15 protein-coding genes are annotated in these 18,559 nt (G+C 62.9%); 11 read left to right on the top strand and 4 right to left on the bottom strand.

The genetic code is table 11. The features are described 5' to 3' along the window. Positions 1-125: 125 nt before the first annotated feature. The 6 genes from P0D68_RS33485 to P0D68_RS33460 all read left to right on the top strand — a co-directional run bounded on the left by P0D68_RS33485 (position 126) and on the right by P0D68_RS33460 (position 9,140). A complete protein-coding gene (locus tag P0D68_RS33485; RefSeq protein ID WP_408302479.1) occupies positions 126-815 on the top strand; it encodes a response regulator in 690 nt (229 codons plus the stop codon). A 108-nt stretch (positions 816-923) separates the two neighbouring features. Beyond that, positions 924-1,568, top strand: coding sequence for a response regulator (locus P0D68_RS33480; RefSeq protein WP_408302481.1), 645 nt, complete (start codon positions 924-926; stop codon positions 1,566-1,568). A gap of 251 nt (positions 1,569-1,819) precedes the next feature. Then, the gene (gene aqpZ / locus P0D68_RS33475) at positions 1,820-2,566 is read left to right on the top strand and encodes an aquaporin Z (RefSeq protein WP_408302483.1); all 747 of its coding nucleotides are present in this window, start codon (positions 1,820-1,822) and stop codon (positions 2,564-2,566) included. A gap of 54 nt (positions 2,567-2,620) precedes the next feature. After that, a complete protein-coding gene (locus tag P0D68_RS33470; RefSeq protein WP_408302485.1) occupies positions 2,621-7,063 on the top strand; it encodes an ATP-binding protein in 4,443 nt (1,480 codons plus the stop codon). Between the two features lie 569 nt (positions 7,064-7,632). After that, positions 7,633-8,067, top strand: a complete 435-nt coding sequence (locus tag P0D68_RS33465) for a CHRD domain-containing protein (protein ID WP_091796763.1) — start codon at positions 7,633-7,635, stop codon at positions 8,065-8,067. 116 nt (positions 8,068-8,183) lie between these two features. Next, positions 8,184-9,140 carry an alpha/beta hydrolase gene (locus P0D68_RS33460; RefSeq protein WP_408302487.1) on the top strand — a complete coding sequence of 319 codons (957 nt, stop codon included), beginning with the start codon at positions 8,184-8,186 and terminating at the stop codon, positions 9,138-9,140. Here the strand turns inward: P0D68_RS33460 and P0D68_RS33455 are convergent. Beyond that, positions 9,110-9,952 (bottom strand): EcsC family protein, encoded by an 843-nt coding sequence (locus P0D68_RS33455; RefSeq protein ID WP_408302489.1) that lies wholly within the window; start codon positions 9,950-9,952, stop codon positions 9,110-9,112. The genes P0D68_RS33460 and P0D68_RS33455 overlap by 31 nt on opposite strands. A 139-nt stretch (positions 9,953-10,091) precedes the next feature. Between P0D68_RS33455 and P0D68_RS33450 the strand changes: the two genes are divergently transcribed. Both P0D68_RS33450 and P0D68_RS33445 read left to right on the top strand, forming a co-directional pair. Then, on the top strand, positions 10,092-11,687 hold the full coding sequence (locus P0D68_RS33450) for an MDR family MFS transporter (protein WP_091796760.1): 1,596 nt from the start codon (positions 10,092-10,094) through the stop codon (positions 11,685-11,687). A 31-nt stretch (positions 11,688-11,718) separates the two neighbouring features. Continuing rightward, positions 11,719-12,237, top strand: a complete 519-nt coding sequence (locus tag P0D68_RS33445; RefSeq protein ID WP_408302492.1) for a MarR family winged helix-turn-helix transcriptional regulator — start codon at positions 11,719-11,721, stop codon at positions 12,235-12,237. A gap of 133 nt (positions 12,238-12,370) precedes the next feature. Here the strand turns inward: P0D68_RS33445 and P0D68_RS33440 are convergent, their stop codons facing one another. After that, entirely contained in the window at positions 12,371-13,648 is a 1,278-nt protein-coding gene (locus P0D68_RS33440; protein WP_408302494.1) for an amino acid deaminase, read from the bottom strand. Between the two features lie 168 nt (positions 13,649-13,816). On the opposite strand from P0D68_RS33440, the gene P0D68_RS33435 reads away from it, so the two are divergent. The 3 genes from P0D68_RS33435 (at position 13,817) to P0D68_RS33425 (ending at position 16,661) form a co-directional block, all read left to right on the top strand. Beyond that, complete coding sequence (locus P0D68_RS33435) at positions 13,817-14,707, top strand: MurR/RpiR family transcriptional regulator (RefSeq protein WP_408302496.1); 891 nt, start codon at positions 13,817-13,819, stop codon at positions 14,705-14,707. Positions 14,708-14,710: 3 nt separating this feature from the next. Beyond that, the gene (locus P0D68_RS33430; RefSeq protein WP_408302498.1) at positions 14,711-16,192 is read left to right on the top strand and encodes an N-acyl-D-amino-acid deacylase family protein; all 1,482 of its coding nucleotides are present in this window, start codon (positions 14,711-14,713) and stop codon (positions 16,190-16,192) included. 82 nt (positions 16,193-16,274) lie between these two features. After that, on the top strand, positions 16,275-16,661 hold the full coding sequence (locus tag P0D68_RS33425) for a RidA family protein (protein ID WP_007179354.1): 387 nt from the start codon (positions 16,275-16,277) through the stop codon (positions 16,659-16,661). A gap of 69 nt (positions 16,662-16,730) precedes the next feature. Here P0D68_RS33425 and queF read toward each other — a convergent pair whose 3' ends face one another. After that, entirely contained in the window at positions 16,731-17,555 is an 825-nt protein-coding gene (gene queF / locus P0D68_RS33420; protein ID WP_091796755.1) for an NADPH-dependent 7-cyano-7-deazaguanine reductase QueF, read from the bottom strand. Then, complete coding sequence (locus P0D68_RS33415; RefSeq protein WP_408302500.1) at positions 17,552-18,454, bottom strand: 5'-nucleotidase; 903 nt, start codon at positions 18,452-18,454, stop codon at positions 17,552-17,554. The genes queF and P0D68_RS33415 overlap by 4 nt, the downstream gene beginning before the upstream one ends. Positions 18,455-18,559 lie beyond the last annotated feature (105 nt).

The raw sequence follows: 18,559 nt of genomic DNA, 5'->3' as shown, positions 1-18,559 counted from the left end.
AATCGAATGCGGTGGTTTCGGAGCGATCTTATGTTTATTTTCTGAAAAATGTTTAATGATCGGCACGAGAGCTGGTTTTACTGAAAAGGGCGGCAGTCAATCAAGGTACGGAGGAAAAATAGAAGATGCGCGACACCGCTGAGGTAAGCACGCCCATTCGAGCCATCATTGCGGACGATCATCCACTGGTGCTGCTGGCAATCGAAAATCTGATGGGCGGTTATCCGAATATGGAGATTGTCGGTCGCGCGGCCGATGCGACCGAACTCTTCACGGAAGTCGACCGTGGTTCATGCGATCTGGTGCTCATGGACCTCTACATGCCGGGCGGTTCGGATGGCAGCGGACTGGAAGTCGTCAGGCAGTTCAAGATGCGCTACCCCGACATTGCGCTCGTCGTGCTTACCATGGAAACCGAGGCCGCCGAGCTGCAAAAGGTGATTTCGCTCGGCGCCGACGCATTGGTGAGCAAGCGCGACCGGATCGATCTGATTCACGTGGCCGTCGTCACGGCGTTGGCGCGCGAGTGTTACGTCGGGCCGGCGGTGCGCGCGTTGGTCGCCGACGCAACGGTGACCCAGCGGCTCGACTTTGTCCGGCAAATGCTGTCGCGCCGCGAACTCGAAGTGTTCACCCAATATGCGTCAGGGTTTGGCGTGACCGAGATCGCCGCCCGTTTGGGGCGCAGTGTCAAAACGATCAGCGCGCAGAAGTGCACCGCCATGCGCAAGCTCGCGCTGCACAGCGACGCGGAACTGTTCCGCTTCGCCGTCGAGTACGGGGTGATTCCCGAGGAGCGCGTGCAGAACCGGTGACGAGCCGGCCGCGTGTCGCGCCTTGGCGTGACGAAAACAAGATGCATTGGCATCGCCCGGGGAAGCACAACGCGTGCGGGGCATGCCAGTCGATAAGACAACAAGAAGATGAGACAAAAGATTCGCGTCATCGTCGCGGACGATCACGACTGCGTTCGTGTCGGCGTCAAGCAAATGTTGCAAACCGTCCCGCACATCGAGTTTGTCGGCGAAGCGGCCGACACGCATGGCCTCGCTGAATTACTCGACGCTTATGTATGCGACGTGGTCGTTTCGGATATCAACATGCCGGGCATTCACGGCGGCAGCAACGCGGTGTCTTTTCTGCGCCGCCTGTTGCGGGGCCGGCCGCGTCCGTGCGTCGTCGTGCTGACCATGATCTGCCATGCGCACATGCTTACCGGCCTTTTGCACATCGGCGTGGGCGGTATCGTCGATAAACGTGAAACCGTCACCGCCTTGCTCGACGCAATCGAGGCGGCGATTGCCGGCCGCGTCTATCTGTCGGAGCATGCGCGCGCCGCAATCGAAACGGCGGATGCGCCGCCGCAGCTTCGCGCCGGTGTGCTGAGCGCGCGCGAGTGGGAAATCTTCCAGCTCTATGTGCAAGGTCTCGCTGTCCACGAGATCGCAGTGCGTTTGCAGCGCAGCGGCAAAACGATCAGTACGCAGAAACGTAGTGCAATGCGCAAGCTCGGGCTGGAAACGGAAGCCGACCTGATCGACTACGCGCGCCAAATCGGATTGACCTGAAACGCGGGCGGCGTATTGCATCGCGCCGTTGGCAGCCGTTTCTAGAGAGCAGCGAATTTAGGAGTGTTCCGATTGGTTGCGAGACATTGCCGCCTCATAGTTCTGAGTTCACTGCGGCTTTATTCGATGCTCCCGTGACGAAAGCAGTCATTTCGTTAAGCTGAGCAATGCCCGAGCCGAGCGAATTCAGGCAGATGTCTTATGGCAATCGCGCAGGGCCGTCTGCCTCATGGACAGAAACAGGAGGCGGCATGGTTGCATTAGGTAAGCGGTTGTTGGTGGAGAGTGCGGGAACGGCATGGCTCGTGTTCGTCGGCTGCGGCAGCATTGTGCTGAACGTCGGCGCGATCCAGCAGGCGGGCGGCGTGCTGGAAGCGGCGTTGGCATTCGGCCTCGCACTCGCCACGGCCAGCTACTGCATCGGCAGCCTGTCCGGCGGTCATTTCAATCCCGCTGTCACCGTAGGCTTTACCGTTGCACAGCGTTTCCCGGTCAGGGATTTGCTTCCCTACATTGCCTCGCAGATTCTCGGCGCGATCGTTGCCGCAGCATTCCTCCTTTATGTGGCGGGCGGCCGTCCCGGTTTCGATCTGCGCGCAAGCGAGTTCGCGGCAAATGGCTTCGGCGACCATTCTCCCGCTGACTATCAATTGCATTCGGCGCTGGCCATCGAGTTCGTGCTGTCCTTCTGCTTTGTCATGGCCAACCTCATGATCGCCCGCCGGCACGACGTGCAGCCGCTCGCGCCGCTGGTGCTCGGCGCCTGTCTGGCGCTCGTCTACCTGGTGTCGATCCCGGTCACCAACGGTTCCGTCAATCCCGCCCGTTCCACGGCGCAAGCCTTGTTCGTCGGAGACTGGGCGCTGGATCAACTCTGGCTGTTCTGGGCTGCGCCGCTGTCGGGGGGCATCACTGCCGGCGCGTTGTTCTCGTATCTGCACGGCAAGCCCGAGCACGGTAGCGCCGGGCTTGCCGATGGGCAAGGCGAACTCGTCTGAGTGTTGCCGGGCGCCATCATCGTGTCTGCCGTCAATTTCCCGCCAAACGTTGCAATGAGGCGCACGCTCGAACGCGTGTGGCTTGGTCTGCTCGTATGGGCGTTGTTTGTCGCCACCCAAACGGCAGCCGCCGCCCAACTGTTCGACAACCGTTCGAACAGCCAGAGCGTTGCCGCTTTTCCCGCGAAACTGACCATCGGGGTTCTCGCGGGCGGCTGGCTGCCGCTCGACGCGTTGCAAGGCGGACGCCTCACCGGCATGAGCGTCGACTATCTGCGCGCGCTCGTCGGGCCGAATGTCGTTATCGAAGCCAAGGCGTTTCCTGATGTGCCGCAATTGCTTGCCGCGGCCTGCGCCGGTGAGGTCGACCTGTTGACGAGCGTTGCCCGCACACCGGAACGCGAGCGGTGCCTGAGTTTTACCGCACCGTATTTCCGTTCTTCGTCGTCGGCAGTGGTTCGCCGTGACGGTGACAGCTACGCGAGTCCCGCTCAGATTGCCGGAGCACGTATCGCGATAGAAAAGGGTTTTGCGCTCGAGCGGGTGGCGCGCGAGCGCTTTCCTCATGCGCAGATCAGCGTGTTCGCCACGACGCATGCCGCACTCTCGGCGGTGGTCCGGGGCGACGCCGACGTTTATCTCGGCTTCACGCCGGCTGTGCAATATGCGTTGGCTACGGAGGAGTTCCGTGGTTTGCACGTGGCCTTCGAGGAGAGCAGCCGGACCGCCAATCTGCGCTTCGCGGTGCCACGGAGCCGCGCTACGCTGCGCGACCAGCTCGACGAGGCGCTCGCCTCGATGAACCCGGCCGACGACGCGGCGATTCGCGTGCGCTGGCTATCCGGCAACTTCGACGCGAAGCCCGTGCCCGTTGCGCCGCGTCTCGTGCTGACGCCGCAGGAGCAGGCCTGGCTTCGTTCGTTGCCGCCGTTGCAGATTGGCTTTGATAACGGCTGGTCCCCGTTCAGTTATGTCGACAGTTCCGGTCAACCGGCCGGTATTGCCGCCGACTATCTGGCGTATCTGAGCCGCACGCTCGGCGTCGTGATTAACCGCGCCCGCACGGCCGACTGGCCCGCCGCTATTGAAGCCTTTCAACACGGCGAGCTGGCGATGCTCGCCACGGCCTCGATTCACGATCCGCGACTCAAGCGGGCGCGCCACACCCTTGCATACGAAAGCTATCCACTGGTGATCGTCGGGCGTGAGAACGAGCCGGCGGCCAGATCCCTGAATGATTTCGCGTCACGGCGCATTGTCGTTTCGTCGCACGTTGCCGGTTCGATTCCGCTTGCATTCGAGCGCATTCCGGCGGACCACGTTGCAATCGCGCCCAGTCTCGACGACGCGCTCAGGATGGTCGAGGCCGGCGAGGCGGACGTGCTGGTCGGCAATGTGGCCGCTATCGACATCCTGCTCAAGCAGCGTTACGACGGTGTCCTGAAAATCCTCGGCACGGTAGGCGAAACCGACGCGCTCGACTTCGCAGTGCGCCCGGACCTGAGTCCGCTTGCCGAGCTGATCGATCGTGCATTGCTGGCCATGCCGGCTGCGGAAAAGCAGCGCATCCGGCAGAAGTGGGTCACCGGCAGTGCGCCGGAGTCCGGCATATGGAGCGTGACCGCGGTGCGCCTGCTGCCGTTGCTGATCGGCATCGGCGTCGCGCTGCTGATCACGCTGCGTGCCTATCTGTTGCTGCAACGGGAAGTCAGGCTGCGCAAGAAAACCGAGCTCAAGCTCGAGCTGCAACTGAATTTCCAGGAAACGATGATGAAGATGGTGCCGTATCCGCTTGTCGCCATGGACCTCGACGGCCGTTATATCGCGGTCAACGAGGCTTATGAGCAAGCCTGCGGATTGAGCCGCGAAGCGGTCATCGGACGAAACACCATGGACGTGCAAACCTGGGGTGAGGCCAACAGCCGGATTCTCGGCGACATGACTCGCGAGATGCTAAGCGGGCGCGAGACTGTGCAGTTGGAGTTGCAGTTCGAGCGCGGCGCGGGCAATGTGCGGCATGGCCTTTTCTGGGCCAGCGTCTGCCGTGGCAGCGACGGTCAGCCGGTTTGCGTGCTGGGGACGGTGGTCGATATCACGGACATTCGGCGCGCTGAGATGCGCGCGCGCGAAACCGAACGGCGCCTCTTCGACGTGACGCGCTCCCTGCCGGCGGTGGTGTTTCAACTGCGCCGCACTTCGGATGGCGCGTACTCGTTTCCGTATATCGGCGGCGATACGCGGCATCTGCTGGGTGCAAAAGACAGTGCGGTGAGCAGCAGCGATCACGTCGATTTCCAGCGCGTGTGTGAGGAGGACCGGGCGTTCGTGCTGGCGGAACTGGAGCGCTCGGCTCGCAGCGAAACGCCGGTGAACATGGAGTTCCGTTTCGAAGGCGACCAGGAGATCAAGTGGGCACGTGCCGAGTTGGTGCCGCGTCGCGAAACGGACGGCAGTGTCGTGTGGAGCGGTTACTGGGTGGACGCCAGCGTCGAGCACGCTCGCTCCGACGAACTGGCGCGAGCGCGCGACCTGGCCGAAGCGGCTTCGCGCGCCAAAGACGACTTCTTCGCAATGATGAGCCACGAAATCCGCACGCCGATGAACGGTGTGCTCGGTCTCGTCGAGGTGCTGGAGCGTACGCCGCTCAATGCGGACCAGGGCGAAATGCTGGGCATGATCCACGAGTCGGCGGGCGCACTGCTGCAGATCCTCGACGACTTGCTCGACTTCTCGAAAATCGAAGCCGGACGGCTGACGATCGAGGCCGAATCTATCGACATACGTGAACTGGTGGACAACGCTGTCGGTCTGTTGGCCGGGCGGGCGCACGAAAAGGGCCTGAAAGTGCGCGTGGACATTGCGCCGGACGTCGCAGCCACGCTGCGGGGCGACAGCGTACGGTTGCGCCAGATTCTGTTCAATCTGCTTGGCAATGCCATCAAGTTTACGCCGCAAGGCGAGGTCGACGTGTGCGTGTCCGTCGTTGCTCAGGCCGGCGACATTCAAACGCTCGCCATGACTGTCGAGGACACCGGGATCGGCATCGCGCCGGAGGTGCAGGACAAGCTGTTCGAGCCGTTCGTGCAGGCCGAGTCTTCCACCACGCGCCGTTTTGGCGGCACAGGCCTCGGTTTGACGATCTGCCGCAAGCTGATCGACCTCATGGGCGGCTCGCTTGCCTTGCACAGCGATCCGGGCAGCGGCACACGCATCACCGTGCGGCTTACCATGGCTGTCGAGACTCAGCGCTATTCGGTCAACGGCTTGCGCGGCAAGCGCGGGCTCGTGGCAACTGGCGACGCTCGTGTTGCTCAAGCCCTGATGCACTTCGGCGAGGCGCTCGGACTTGCGTTGCGCCGCGTGTCGCCCGATGCGCCGGAACTGCGCGATCGCGTCGCTCTGGAAGATCTGGATTTGCTGTTCGTGAACGAGGACGTGACTTTACCCGCGGACGTTCGCGCGCGCACGCGTGTGATCTGTCTAACTGAGAAGCCGAAGCCGACGGGTTACCGCATTCTCGACGACACCGTGCGCGTCAGCATCAATCCCATTTCATGGCGTGGCCTCGGCGCCGCGTGCGCCGCCGCGATGACCGGGCTGCCTTCGGTGGCGCCGCGCCTGGCTGCCATGCCACGCGCGCCGGAGGGCGGCGCTTCGCCTCCGGACCGGGAGCGGGCAATCGCCAGTGGCCGGCTGATCCTCGTCGCGGAAGATCATCCGGTCAACCAGGAGTTGATTCGCCACCAACTCGCGTTGCTAGGTTTCGCCTGCGACGTGACGAACGACGGCGCGGAAGCGCTGGCAGCGCTGGAGCGCACGAACTACGGCTGTCTGATCACGGATTGCCACATGCCGAACGTGTCGGGCTACGAACTCACTCGGCGCATTCGTGAACGTGAGCAGGGTGGCATGCATCGGCTGCCCATTCTGGGTATCACGGCGAACACCGCGCCCGAAGACCTGAATCTGTGTCGCGACGCTGGCATGGACGACAGCCTGGTGAAGCCGACGCGGCTGGCCACGCTGCGCGACTATCTGAGCCGCTGGTTTGGATCCGACAGCGCGGGGCACGCCGCGCCTTTGGAGGCCGCGAGAGCGCCGGCTGTCGCTACACCGGAGGTCCACGGCGGCGCTGATCCCTTCGTCCCGGTCGACCTGGGGCACATGACACAACTATGGGGGAGCGAATCGACCGTCAAGGCGCTGCTCGACTCGTTCGTATCTTCCGTTCTGGAAGACGTGCAGTCGCTCTCGCCATTGCTCGAGCGCGTCGGCTCCGAGCGCACTGAACTGGAGCGTGTGCGCGAATGGCTTCATCGCGTGGAAGGGGCGGCGAGCGTCCTGCAATATCCGCCGCTACTCATGGCGCTCGAAGATTACCGCCGCGAAATCAATGTGAAACCGCCCGAACTTGTGCGCAATGACGGAATGGTTTTAATCAACAAGTGCAACGCCATGCTGGACGGAATCGAACAGCAAGCCGCGTTGCTCGTATAGCGGGCTGCCGGTTGAAAAAGCCGCAGGGGATTATGCGGAATAGGTGCGGTCGCCTCGTAGCAGAGCGCACCCACACGGACGAGAGGCGAGACGATAGAACGAAAAAAAACGCGGCCGAAGCCGCGTTAAAGATTTGGAGACATCCCTCGATGAAGGAGTCACTTCTCGCAGCCGGAAGCATAACCGGGATAACGCGGTTGATTCACTACAAAATCGACAATTAACTGTTTGAGAAATTCGCTTAAAACACTTCCAGGGCGTCGTCTCATCACCCCGTCTTGGCGGGGTGCCGGCGGCGGCGTGTGCGCACAGCGGCACTTCTCGCGCGATATCGCCAAGGTTTAACTCGTCGGCAAGACGCAGGATCACTACGGACAACTATGAAGTCGCCGCGTTTCAATACGTAAAAGCAGCACCTCGCGAGCGGCTTCTGGCAGCACAGCGCGTGGCGCCCGCGCCGGCCATGCGCGGTCCGAGGCACAAACGGGCTCAGCGGATTTGAACTAGTATGTGGTGGCTCCGCGCGGCCGAAGTGTCGGTGCGGCGGTGCATCAAGTCCGGAGAAGACCATGATTGCGCTTCGAAAACTGAATCTCGCTATGGTGTTGTGGGCGTTGGCGTCGGGCGTCGCCTTCGCCGATACGGTGGCCTTGAAGGCGGATCTCGAACCGTCGAGCGAAGTGCCTCCTCGCGTGAGCCACGGACACGGCATGTTGAACGCCACCTTCGACACCTCGACCAAATCCCTGCAATGGACGGTCACTTATGAAGGCTTGAGCGGCCCGGCAACCGCCGCGCATTTCCACGGGCCTGCGCCGGTGGGCCAGAACGCCAAGGTTCAGGTGCCGATCGACAAGGGAGCCCTCGCCAGCCCGATCAAAGGATCGGCGGCGCTCACCGAGCAGCAGGTCACCGATCTGATGGCGGGGCAGTGGTACTTCAACGTTCATACCGCGCAGAACCCGATGGGTGAAATTCGCGGGCAGGTTTTGCCGGCTAACTAACGAGCGGAAAACCTTACCGGGCGGCGTGGACCCTTTTGGGATTAGAAGCCGCCGCCCACCGGCGTTGCCGTCAACGCACGTAACATGACGGGACACAATCGAAGGAGCGTGTCCCGATGAGCTGGCAAAGCGCACTCGCGTGCTGGTATTTGCGTAGGCAGTTTCGTCCCGAGACCTTGAAGCCGCGTATCAATGTCGAGAAGGCGCGCGCTTTGACCGCCAAGCGCGCCTGGTCGCCGCGCGTGCCTCGCGGCTGGCGTCTGCGTGAGCTGTACGGCCCGGGCGATGCGCCCTTGCGCGGCGAATGGATCGAGCGCGCCGACGGCGCGCAAGCCGCGCAGACCGGTGCAACGGTGCTGTATTGTCACGGCGGCGGCTATTACTTCTGTTCACCGCGTACGCATCGCTCGATCACGTTCGGCCTGGCGACACGCGCCGACGCGGCCATTTTTTCGCTCGACTATCGTCTCGCGCCGGAGCATCGCTTCCCGGCGGCGTTGAACGATGCAACCGACGCTTATCGTCAGTTGATCGGCAATGGCATTGCGCCCGAGTCGATCGTGATAGCCGGCGATTCGGCGGGCGGCGGCCTCGCGCTTGCTACCCTCGTGGCGCTGCGCGACGCCGGCGACCCCATGCCGGCCGGTGCCTTGCTGTTCTCGCCATGGACCGATCTGGCCGCGACGGGCGCCAGCATCCGCACCAACGACGGTCTCGACCCCATGTTCAGCGGCCCGGCAATCGCGCTCGCGGGAAAGGTTTATCTCGGCGACACGCCGGCCACGCATCCCCATGCCTCTCCCGTTTATGCCGATCTGAACGGCTTGCCGCCGCTCTTCATCATGGCGGGCAGCACCGAGGTGTTGCTCGACGACTCGCAGCGCGTGGCCGACAACGCGCGCGCGGCAGGCGTCGACTGCGAACTCGAAGTGTGGAACAAGATGCCGCACGTCTGGCCGATTTTTGCGCCGTTCATCCCGGAAGGAAATCGCGCGCTCGAGCGCGCCGCCACCTTCGTGCGGCGCGTGACGAGCCGCGCGTCTCAGCCGTCGAGCGCGATGTCGATGGTCTGATAGGCGGCCTCGACGGTCTGCTGGCCATATTGCCGTTCCAGCCGCCGCACGGTGAAGTGCGCATGCGCGACCTGCTGGAAGTGGTCGATGAAAACCGTATTGACCATCGCGCCGAGCACCGCGCCGATCGCCGGAATCGACTTGGCGGCGATCTGTTCGCTCACCTGCACCGAAAAGCGCGCGGCGATCGTGTTGACGAGGCGCAGCAAGGCCGCGGAACCATGCGTGGTGAAACCTTTGGTGGCGATCTCGGACGACGCTTTCGACACCGCCTGCGCCAACGCGCCGCGCATGATGAAGTAGCCGAAGTCGGCGTCGTCGTCGGCACTCGATGTGCTGCCCATGCCGAGCACGGTCAGACACTGCAGTTGCGTATCGATCGACGACAGATCCTCACCCTCGCTGCGCGCGATGTCGCAGATCGAGCGAAACATCAGCGTGGTCGTGACCGGCAGTTCGACGGGCAGCGCAAACAGTCCGAATGCGCCGCCGGCCGCGCCGGTGGTCGCCACGGCGAACTTGTGCAGCAGATTGCTCGGCTTCTCGGGCGCCGCCAGCGCAAGCGTGGCGTCCTTGCGCCCCAGCGTGCGCAGCGCGATTGCCAGGCACTTGCGCAACGCCAGTTCGGTCGCGTCCGCGACCTTTTCGTTGGCGAACGCCGGCATGCGCGAGAGCAGTTTCTCCAGCGGCGCGCCGACGATGCTGGCCAGTTTCATCGCCAGAGCGGGGCTTTCAAGTTCATGTTTCGCGCGCCGCAGCGCCTTCAGGTCGTCGTCCGATAACGATTGTGTTGCGAGCGAGCTCGGCTCCATGTGCCTCCCTGGCGTCATGTGATGTGTTTTTTTCAGTCAGTTGCCGCTGCGGCGCACTGCGGCGGCGTGTCCGGATTAGAGCATCACCGCGTGGTATGATTCCCCATCGATTGACAAGTCAACTGTTGCGCTATCAAAAATGGCTGTCCATACCGCGGCCCACCACTCGAGTGGGCAAGTTTTACCTTTCCGCGAATCACTACTGGCGATGCTCGGCATCTCCTTCGTCACGATGCTGGTCGCGCTCGACCAAACCGTGGTCGGCACCGCATTGCCCACCATCGTCGCCGAACTCAAGGGTTTCGAGCTGTACGCGTGGGTCGCCACTTCCTATTTGCTGACCTCGGTGATCACCGTGCCGATTTTCGGCCGGCTCGGCGATTACTACGGGCGCAAGCCGTTCGTGATCGCGTCGATCGTCGTATTCACGGGCGCCTCGGTGCTGTGCGGCGCGGCCAACAATATGCTGTTCCTCGTGCTCGCGCGCGGTTTGCAGGGCATCGGCGGCGGCATGCTGGTCGGCACCGCGTTCGCCTGCATTCCCGATCTGTTTCCCGACTCGGTCGTGCGCCTGCGCTGGCAGGTGTTGATGAGTTCGGCGTTCGGTATTGCCAACGCGGTCGGGCCGTCGCTCGGCGGTTTCCTCACGCAGTATTACGGCTGGCGCTCGGTTTTCTATGTGAATTTGCCGGTCGGTCTGCTGTCGCTGTTTTTCGTCTGGCGTTTCCTGCCACATCTGCGTCATGTCGAACACGAAGGCAAGATGCGGCTCGACTGGCCTGGCGCCGTGTTGATCGCCGTGGCGCTCGGCTCGCTGCAATTGTTCGTCGAGTTGCTGCCCAAGCATGGCGTGAGCTTCGGTGCGGCCATGCTGCTCGCGTTGAGCGTCGCGTCGGCTTACGCGCTCTGGCAGTGGGAGAAGCGCTGCCCGACGGCGATCCTGCCGGTCGACATGTTCCGCAATCGCAGTCTCGCCGCGCTGTTCACGCTGGCCGTGCTGGGTGGCTTCACGATGTTCTCGCTGCTGTTCTATGCGCCGCTGCTGTTCCAGGGCGGCTTTGGCATGTCGCCGAAAGAGGCGGGGCTCGTCATCACGCCGCTCGTCGTATTCATTACGATCGGCAGCATCGCCAATGGGCGCATCGTCTCGCGCGTGCGCAATCCGAATCTGATGCTTTACGTGGGCTTTACGCTGCTCGCACTGGCGTGCCTGGGCGTGGTCGTCGCGACACGCGCCATGCCGCAATGGCTGTTGATGTCATTCATGGTCGTCGGCGGACTGGGACTCGGTTTCGTCATGCCGAACCTGACGATATTCGCGCAGCAGACAGCCGGCCGGGAGCACCTCGGCATTGCCACGGCGCTGCTGCAGTCACTGCGCATGATCGGCGGCATGATCGGCACCGCGCTGACCGGCACGCTGGTCAGCCACATGTACGCGAGCGGCGTACGCAGCGCGCTGGAAAACGATCACGCATCGCAATGGTTCGCGGATCTCGGCGACCCGCAAATTCTTATCAATCGCGACGCGCAAACCACCTTGCTCGGCCAGTTGACGCACGCGGGCCATAACGGCGCGATGCTGCTCGAGAGCGCGCGCGAAGCTCTCGTGGCGGCGATTCATCTGGGTCTGGCCATGGCGGCGATCATCGCCGTGGTGTCGGTCTGGCAAAGCCGCCGTGTGCCGCCGATCAAGCTCCAACGCAAGCTCGAACCCGTGATTCACGCGGACTGATTTTTTAGACTTATCGTTTTACTGACAGATCATGGAAGAACAGGACCGCGTCGCCGTCATGCAGCAATTCGGCCGCACATATCGGGCGTTCATGTCGGCCTTCGAGTCGCACGTCGGCCACCCGCTGCCGCGCTGGCGCATTCTGCTCGCGCTGCACGAGCAGGCGGGCGAGTCGTCGCAGAAACGGCTGGTGGAGCGCTTGCGCGTCGACCCGGGCGCGCTGACGCGGCAGTTGAAGACACTGGAAGGTTTGGGCTGGATCGCTCGCAGCATGGACACGCGCGACAATCGCGTGACCAATGTGCGTCTGACCGAAGCGGGGCAGTCGGCGACTGAAGCCAGCTTGCCGCGTCGCAATGCGTTTTTGCACGACACAATGGCCGCGCTGCCGGACGAGGCGCTGGGCGCGCTGTCCAATGCACTGAAGATGCTCGAGGTGAGAATTGGAGAAGTGGCGGCGACAGCCGGCGCTGCGGGAGCCGCCGCCGCCGGCGATGTCTCGCAGCAGGCAGCCGAAGTCGTGGAGGGCGAAGCACCGCGTCAACCTTAACGTGCCGTGCGCGGCTTGAACGACGCCGCACGCGGCGCTTCGGGGATCACAGAGCAATCGCTTGCTCCACGCATTCCGAAACAACACGAAAGGCGCGCCCCGATGTTTCAGGGCGCGCCTTTCGCAAGAAGAATCAGAAGAACGTTTCGATCACTTCCGTGACGCGATACGCCGGATCGACCACCAACACCTGACGCCATTTGTCGAACGTCAGACACGGGTGCGAGATGTCGAACGCGATCATGTCGCCCACTTTCAGATCGGCGCCTGCGGGAATCCGCAGATACGCATGCTGATCCATCAGGCCGAAAATCTCCCAGCCTTCGCTTGCCGCGATATCGCGCGGCGCTTCGTTACCCGGACGATAGTGGCGCGCCGGTTCCGGCATGCCCGCATCGAACGCGGAATCGCGTTTGCCAAGACCAATGATCGCGCGATCCGGCTCGGGAATCGACTGCACATACGCCCACAATTGCAGCGCGGGAAGCAGCCCTTCGCCCATTTTCTTCGCGACCGGATTACGGGCGAAGATGTCCGTCTGCGCCTTGCGATAGATGCCGACGTCGTGCGTCAGATAGCAGCCCGGACGCAGCACCACCTCGACCTTGCCGGTCTCCGACGCCTTCACGAATTCTTCCGCGACCACGTCGTACCAGGCCGATCCCGCGCCTGACAGCACGGCCGGCGTACGCGCAAAACGCCCTTGCTCGACGAGCTCGCGCGTGAGCGCGACCGCGCTCTGCAGGAACTCGCGCACTTCGGGCTCTTCCTTCAGCACACCTTCGTACAACTCGACGCCGGCGAGCTTCAGCGTGTCCGGATAGCGTGCAATCGCGTCGAGCACCGCGTTGCGCTGCCCTGCGTCGCGCACGCCCGTGCGGCCGCCCGGCACGCCGAGTTCGAGCAGCACCTGCAACTGCTTGTTCACCGACTTGAAAAACTCGCCCAACTGTTCGACGCCTTCAACCGAATCGACGAGGCAGAAGAATTCGAAATCCGGATCGCTCAACAACTCGGCGACCATCATCATGTTGCGGCGGCCGACCAGCTGATTGGCCATCAGCACGCGCGAGACGCCGCCGTGATAAGCCGCGCGCACCTGGTGCGCGGTGGCGAGCGTAATACCCCACGCGCCGGTTTCGAGCTGACGGCGAAACAACTGCGGCGCCATGGTGGTTTTGCCGTGCGGCGCGAGTTTGACGCCGTATTCGGCGACGAATGCCTGCATCCATTTCAGGTTGTGTTCCACCCGGTCCGCGTACAGCACGGCGGCCGGCAGGCTCACGTCTTCGTTCAGCAGGTTCCACTCCAGACGCGCGGCATCCGTGAGTTGGATGCTGGTGCCCGGAACCATGCCCAAGCCCTTGCTATAAGGATCAATCGTCGCGCCCTGATAGTTTGTAACTTTCATGTCTCCTTGCTCCATCGTCCAGTTAAATTGAATCAAAGTTGACTTTAGCATGTTACCGAAAGTACGATGGATGAAGAAATGTTATTTAGTACCACCGGTTGCTGAAGGGCGGCAGTCCGCCTTTGCTTAGCCTTTGCGCCACCTTCGCGCCGTATCCCACAGTCTGCAATGAACTCAACCGCCGAACCGCTGGCTTTCGACATCGTTGCGCGCATCGCCGAATGCGCGCCGGAACTGCGCTCGGCTGAGCGCAAGGTTGCCGCGCTGATTCTCGACGATCTGACGGGCGCTTCGCGCGCCAGCATCGGCGCGCTTGCACAGCAGGCCGAGGTGAGCGTGGCGACCGTGACGCGCTTTGCCAAGGCGGTAGGCTGCCGTGACGTGCGCGAACTCAAACTGCGGCTCGCTCAGGCTGCTGCGGTCGGTCAGCGCTTCCTGCAGCCGGGCGGCGCGGGCGACGCCCCCGAGCCGATCGCGACCCGTGTGTTCGACGAATTGCAAACCGCGCTGGCGCACAACCATCAATTGCTGCGTCAGGCGCCGCTCAGCGAAGCGGCGGCCGCGTTGCGCGCTGCGCGCATGATCTACGTGTTCGGCATGGGCGGCGGTTCCACCGCGCTCGCCGACGAAATGCGCTTTCGGCTCGTGCGCCTCGGCCGGCCCGTCGCGACTTATCAGGACGGCTTGCTGCAACGCATGGTAGCGAGCACCGTGTCGCGTGAATGCGTGGTGATCGCGCTTTCCACCACCGGGCGCGTGCCGGAAATGGTCGAGAACTGCAAGATCGCGCGCAGCTACGGCGCGACCGTGATCGCGCTGACCGCGCCGGCTTCGCCGCTTGCGCGGCTGGCCGATTGGGTCATTCCGATCGTCGCCTTTGAAACCGACTTCATTTACAAGCCGTCGTCGTCGCGCTACGCAATGATGATGGCGCTCGATGTGCTCGTCACCGAACTCGCCGTCAGTCAGGGCGACGAGAGCCGCGAATTGCTGCGCCGCATGAAGCACGCACTCGACACGCACCGCGGCGGCGGCGATCGACAACCGTTAGGAGACTGATCCATGCATTCGCATCCCGAAGCCGCCGATACGCTGATCGTCGGCGCGCAACTGTACGACGGCACGGGCGCGCCGCCAGTCGAGCGCGATGTCGCGGTTCGCGACGGTCGCATCGTCGCGATCGGCAATCTGTCGAACTGGCTCGCCGAAGAAGTGATCGAGGCCGAAGGCCGCGCGCTGGCGCCGGGTTTCATCGACGTTCACACGCACGACGACACGCATGTGATCCGCTCGCCGCAAATGCTGCCGAAGATCACGCAAGGCGTGACCACGGTGATCGTCGGCAATTGCGGCATCAGCGCGTCGCCGGTCGCGCTGAAGGGCGATCCGCCCGATCCGATGAACCTGCTTGGCGAGCGCGACGCGTTCCAGTATCCGACCTTCTCCGCGTATGTCGCAGCGGTGAATGCGGCGCGGCCGGCGGTGAACGTCGGCGCGCTGATCGGACATACGGCGTTGCGCAGCAACCAGATGGACCGGCTCGATCGCGCGGCGACCGAGCAGGAAATCGAGGGTATGCGCGCGCAACTCGAAGAAGCACTGGCGAATGGTGCGCTGGGTCTGAGTTCGGGGCTCGCATACGGTTCGGCGTTCGCCGCGCCGACCGAAGAAGTCATGGCGTTGGCCGAGCCGCTCGCCGCGGCCGGCGCGCTGTACACCACGCACATGCGCACCGAGTTCGACGCGATTCTCGAAGCGATGGACGAAGCGTATCGCGTGGGCCGTCACGCGCATGTTCCGGTGGTGATCTCGCATTTGAAGTGCGCGGGTCCGTCGAACTGGGGGCGCAGCGTCGAAGTGCTGAAATCGCTGGAAAGCGCGAGCCGGTTGCAGCCGATCGGTTGCGATTGCTATCCGTACAACCGCAGTTCGTCGACGCTCGATCTGAAGCAGGTGACGGGCGACATCGACATCACGATTACGTGGTCGGAGCCGCATCCGGAGATGGCGGGCAAGCTGATCAAGGAGGTTGCGGCGGAGTGGGGCGTTACGCAGCAGGATGCGGGCAAACGTCTACAGCCGGCGGGCGCGGTGTACCACAACATGTCCGAAGAGGACGTGCGGCGCATCCTTTCCCATCCCGCCACCATGGTCGGCTCGGACGGCCTGCCGAACGATCCGCTGCCGCATCCGCGCTTGTGGGGCGCGTTTCCGCGCGTGCTCGGCCACTATGCGCGCGACGCCGGTTTGCTGCCGCTCGAAGAGGCGGTGCGCAAGATGACCAGCTTGTCGGCGCGGCGCTTTGGTCTGGCGCAGCGCGGCGAGGTGCATATCGGCTATCACGCCGATCTGGTGCTATTCGACCCGGCCAAGGTGCGCGACGCGGCGACGTTCGAAAAACCGCAACAGGCCGCCGACGGCATCGACGCGGTGTGGGTGAACGGCGTGCTGTCGTACCGCGACGGCGAAGTGACGGGCGAGCGCGCCGGTCACTTCGTGGCGCGCGGCGCGGCGTCGAAGGGTGACGCGCACGGCGCGTTCTGAATTTTTGCTCGATTGAGTGATTGATTGCGGCGCGCTCGGCGATTCTGCCGCATGCGTGCCGGACTTTTTAAGGAGTGTGATGATGAAGCGTTATGGTGTTGAAGGCGGGAAGGGAACGGGCGGCCAGCATATGCCGTTTGCACGCGCGGTCGAAGCCGACGGCTGGCTGTTCGTGTCCGGCCAGACGCCGATGGAAAACGGCGAAGTGATCAACGGCGGCATCGTCGAACAATCGCATAAGGCGATCCAGAACGTGTTCGCGATTCTGAAGGAAGCCGGCTATGGCGCCGAGCATGTGGTCCGCTGCGGTGTGTGGCTGGATGATCCGCGCGACTTCGCGTCGTTCAACAAGGTGTTCCGCGAGTACTTCGGCGAGAACCCGCCAGCGCGCGCCTGCGTGGTTTCTTCGATGGTGATCGATTGCCGCGTCGAAGTGGACTGCGTGGCTTATAAGAAGCCCACGGCATAAGCCTGAACATTCAGCCGGATTGGTTCGCCGCAGCTTTGCATCAACTCGCCGCGGCGAACAAGCTGCTTTTTACTGCCGGGCCAGACGCATATTGTCCGGCATCGGCAAGTTGTAATTCGTGCGGAACGGATTGATGTCCAGTCCGCCGCGCCGCGTATAACGTGCGTACACCGCGAGCTTGACCGGCTTGCAGGCTTTCAGCACATCGAGAAAAATTTTCTCGACACACTGTTCATGAAAGCCGGTGTGATTGCGGTACGAGATGATGTAGCGCAGCAAGCCCGCGTGATCGATCTGCGGGCCGACGTAATGAATCTGCACGCTGCCCCAATCGGGCTGGCCCGTCACCGGGCAATTCGACTTCAGCAAGTTGGAGAACAGCGTTTCTTCGACCGGCGCTTCATGCAGCGCCGCTTTCAGCAACGATGCGTCCGGCTGATAGATATCGGTATCCAGATCCAGCCGGTCGAGCGACAAGCCTTCGAATTCTTCCATCTGCAATTTGCCGAACTCATAGGGCGCGGCCAGATGAACGGAGACGGTCGCGCCGCACGAAGCGGACACGTCGCGCTTGATCGTGTCGCGCACTGCGTCCATCGATTCGAACGCAGTCTGCGCGAATGAGCCGAGATAGAGCTTGAACGACTTCGACTCGACGATATTCGGCGAGTCCGCCGGCACGTAGAAAGTCGCCACCGCGATTTGCGGCTTGCCGCGCGCGTTCAGCCAGGACAACTCATACGCATTCCAGATGTCCGTGCCGAAGAACGGCAACTGCGCGCCGATGCCGATCGCCTCGCGCGCATTCTTGCGCGCGATCGGAAACAGCAGCGAAGCGTCGTATTGTTCGGTGTAGGTGGAGGCCTTACCCAGCGGTGATTGTTCGGGTGTCATGATGCGTTCACGATGCCACTCAGCACGTGCCCCGTCGCCGTCACGACGCGGGCCGATTCGCAGTGGCCAATTTGGTCGTCGAAGAAAAAGTCCGGCTCGAACTCGCGCAGAAATGCGCTCTTGTCGAGGCCGCCGAGGAACATCGCTTCGTCGATTTCAATGTTCCACGCCATTAAAGTGCGGATTGCGCGCTCGTGCGCGGGCGCCGAGCGCGCCGTCACCAATGCCGTACGAATATGCATGGGCGCGGCTTCATCCGCGAGTTTTTGCAGCCGGTGCAGTGCTTCGAGCAACGGCTTCAGCGGGCCGTCCGCGAGCGGCAGATCCTTGTTGTGAATCTCGTGGCCGACGAATGCGCGCAAACCGTCTTTCTGGAACACGCGCTCGGCTTCGTCGGAAAACAGGACGGCGTCGCCGTCGAAGGCAATGCGGATTTCGTCGGGATACTTGCTCGCCATTTTCGCCGATTCCGGCAAGACGCGCGCGGCGGGAAATCCAGCGGCGAGCGCGTCGCGCACGTCCTCCTGATTCGCCGACAGAAACAGCGACGCGTTCAACGGCTTCAGATAGCCAAACGGCGCGCCTCCGCGAGTAAACACGCCGCGTTCGATGGCGAGCCCGTATTCCCGGCACGAATGGAACGCCCGCAATCCGCTGATCGGATCGCTGCGCGAGAGGATCACCACTTCGACGCGATGTGCGCCCGCATTCAACGCCAGCAGTTTGCGGATCAGCGGAAACGCCACGCCCGGTTTGGCGGGCACGGCGAGGCGGTCGCGCTGCAGCGCTTCATAGGCTTGCAGGTCGCCTTCCTCGTACACGCGGTTCTCTTCCTCGAAGTCGAACAGCGCGCGCGACGAGATTGCCACCACCAGTTTGTCGACAAGCGAAAGAGCCATCTGCGCGTTTCAGTCCTAAAAGATCAGGCGAGGAATAAGCGATACACCGGGTTTTGCGTCTCTTCCCAGTTCGGATAGCCGAGCGTGGCGAGAAAGCGATCAAAG

The sequence above is a fragment of the Paraburkholderia sp. RL17-380-BIE-A genome (genome assembly GCF_046028085.1).
Classification (GTDB): Bacteria; Pseudomonadota; Gammaproteobacteria; order Burkholderiales; family Burkholderiaceae; genus Paraburkholderia.
Note: the sequence above shows the minus strand (reverse complement) of the source record. Positions and strands in the feature narration are given on the sequence as shown.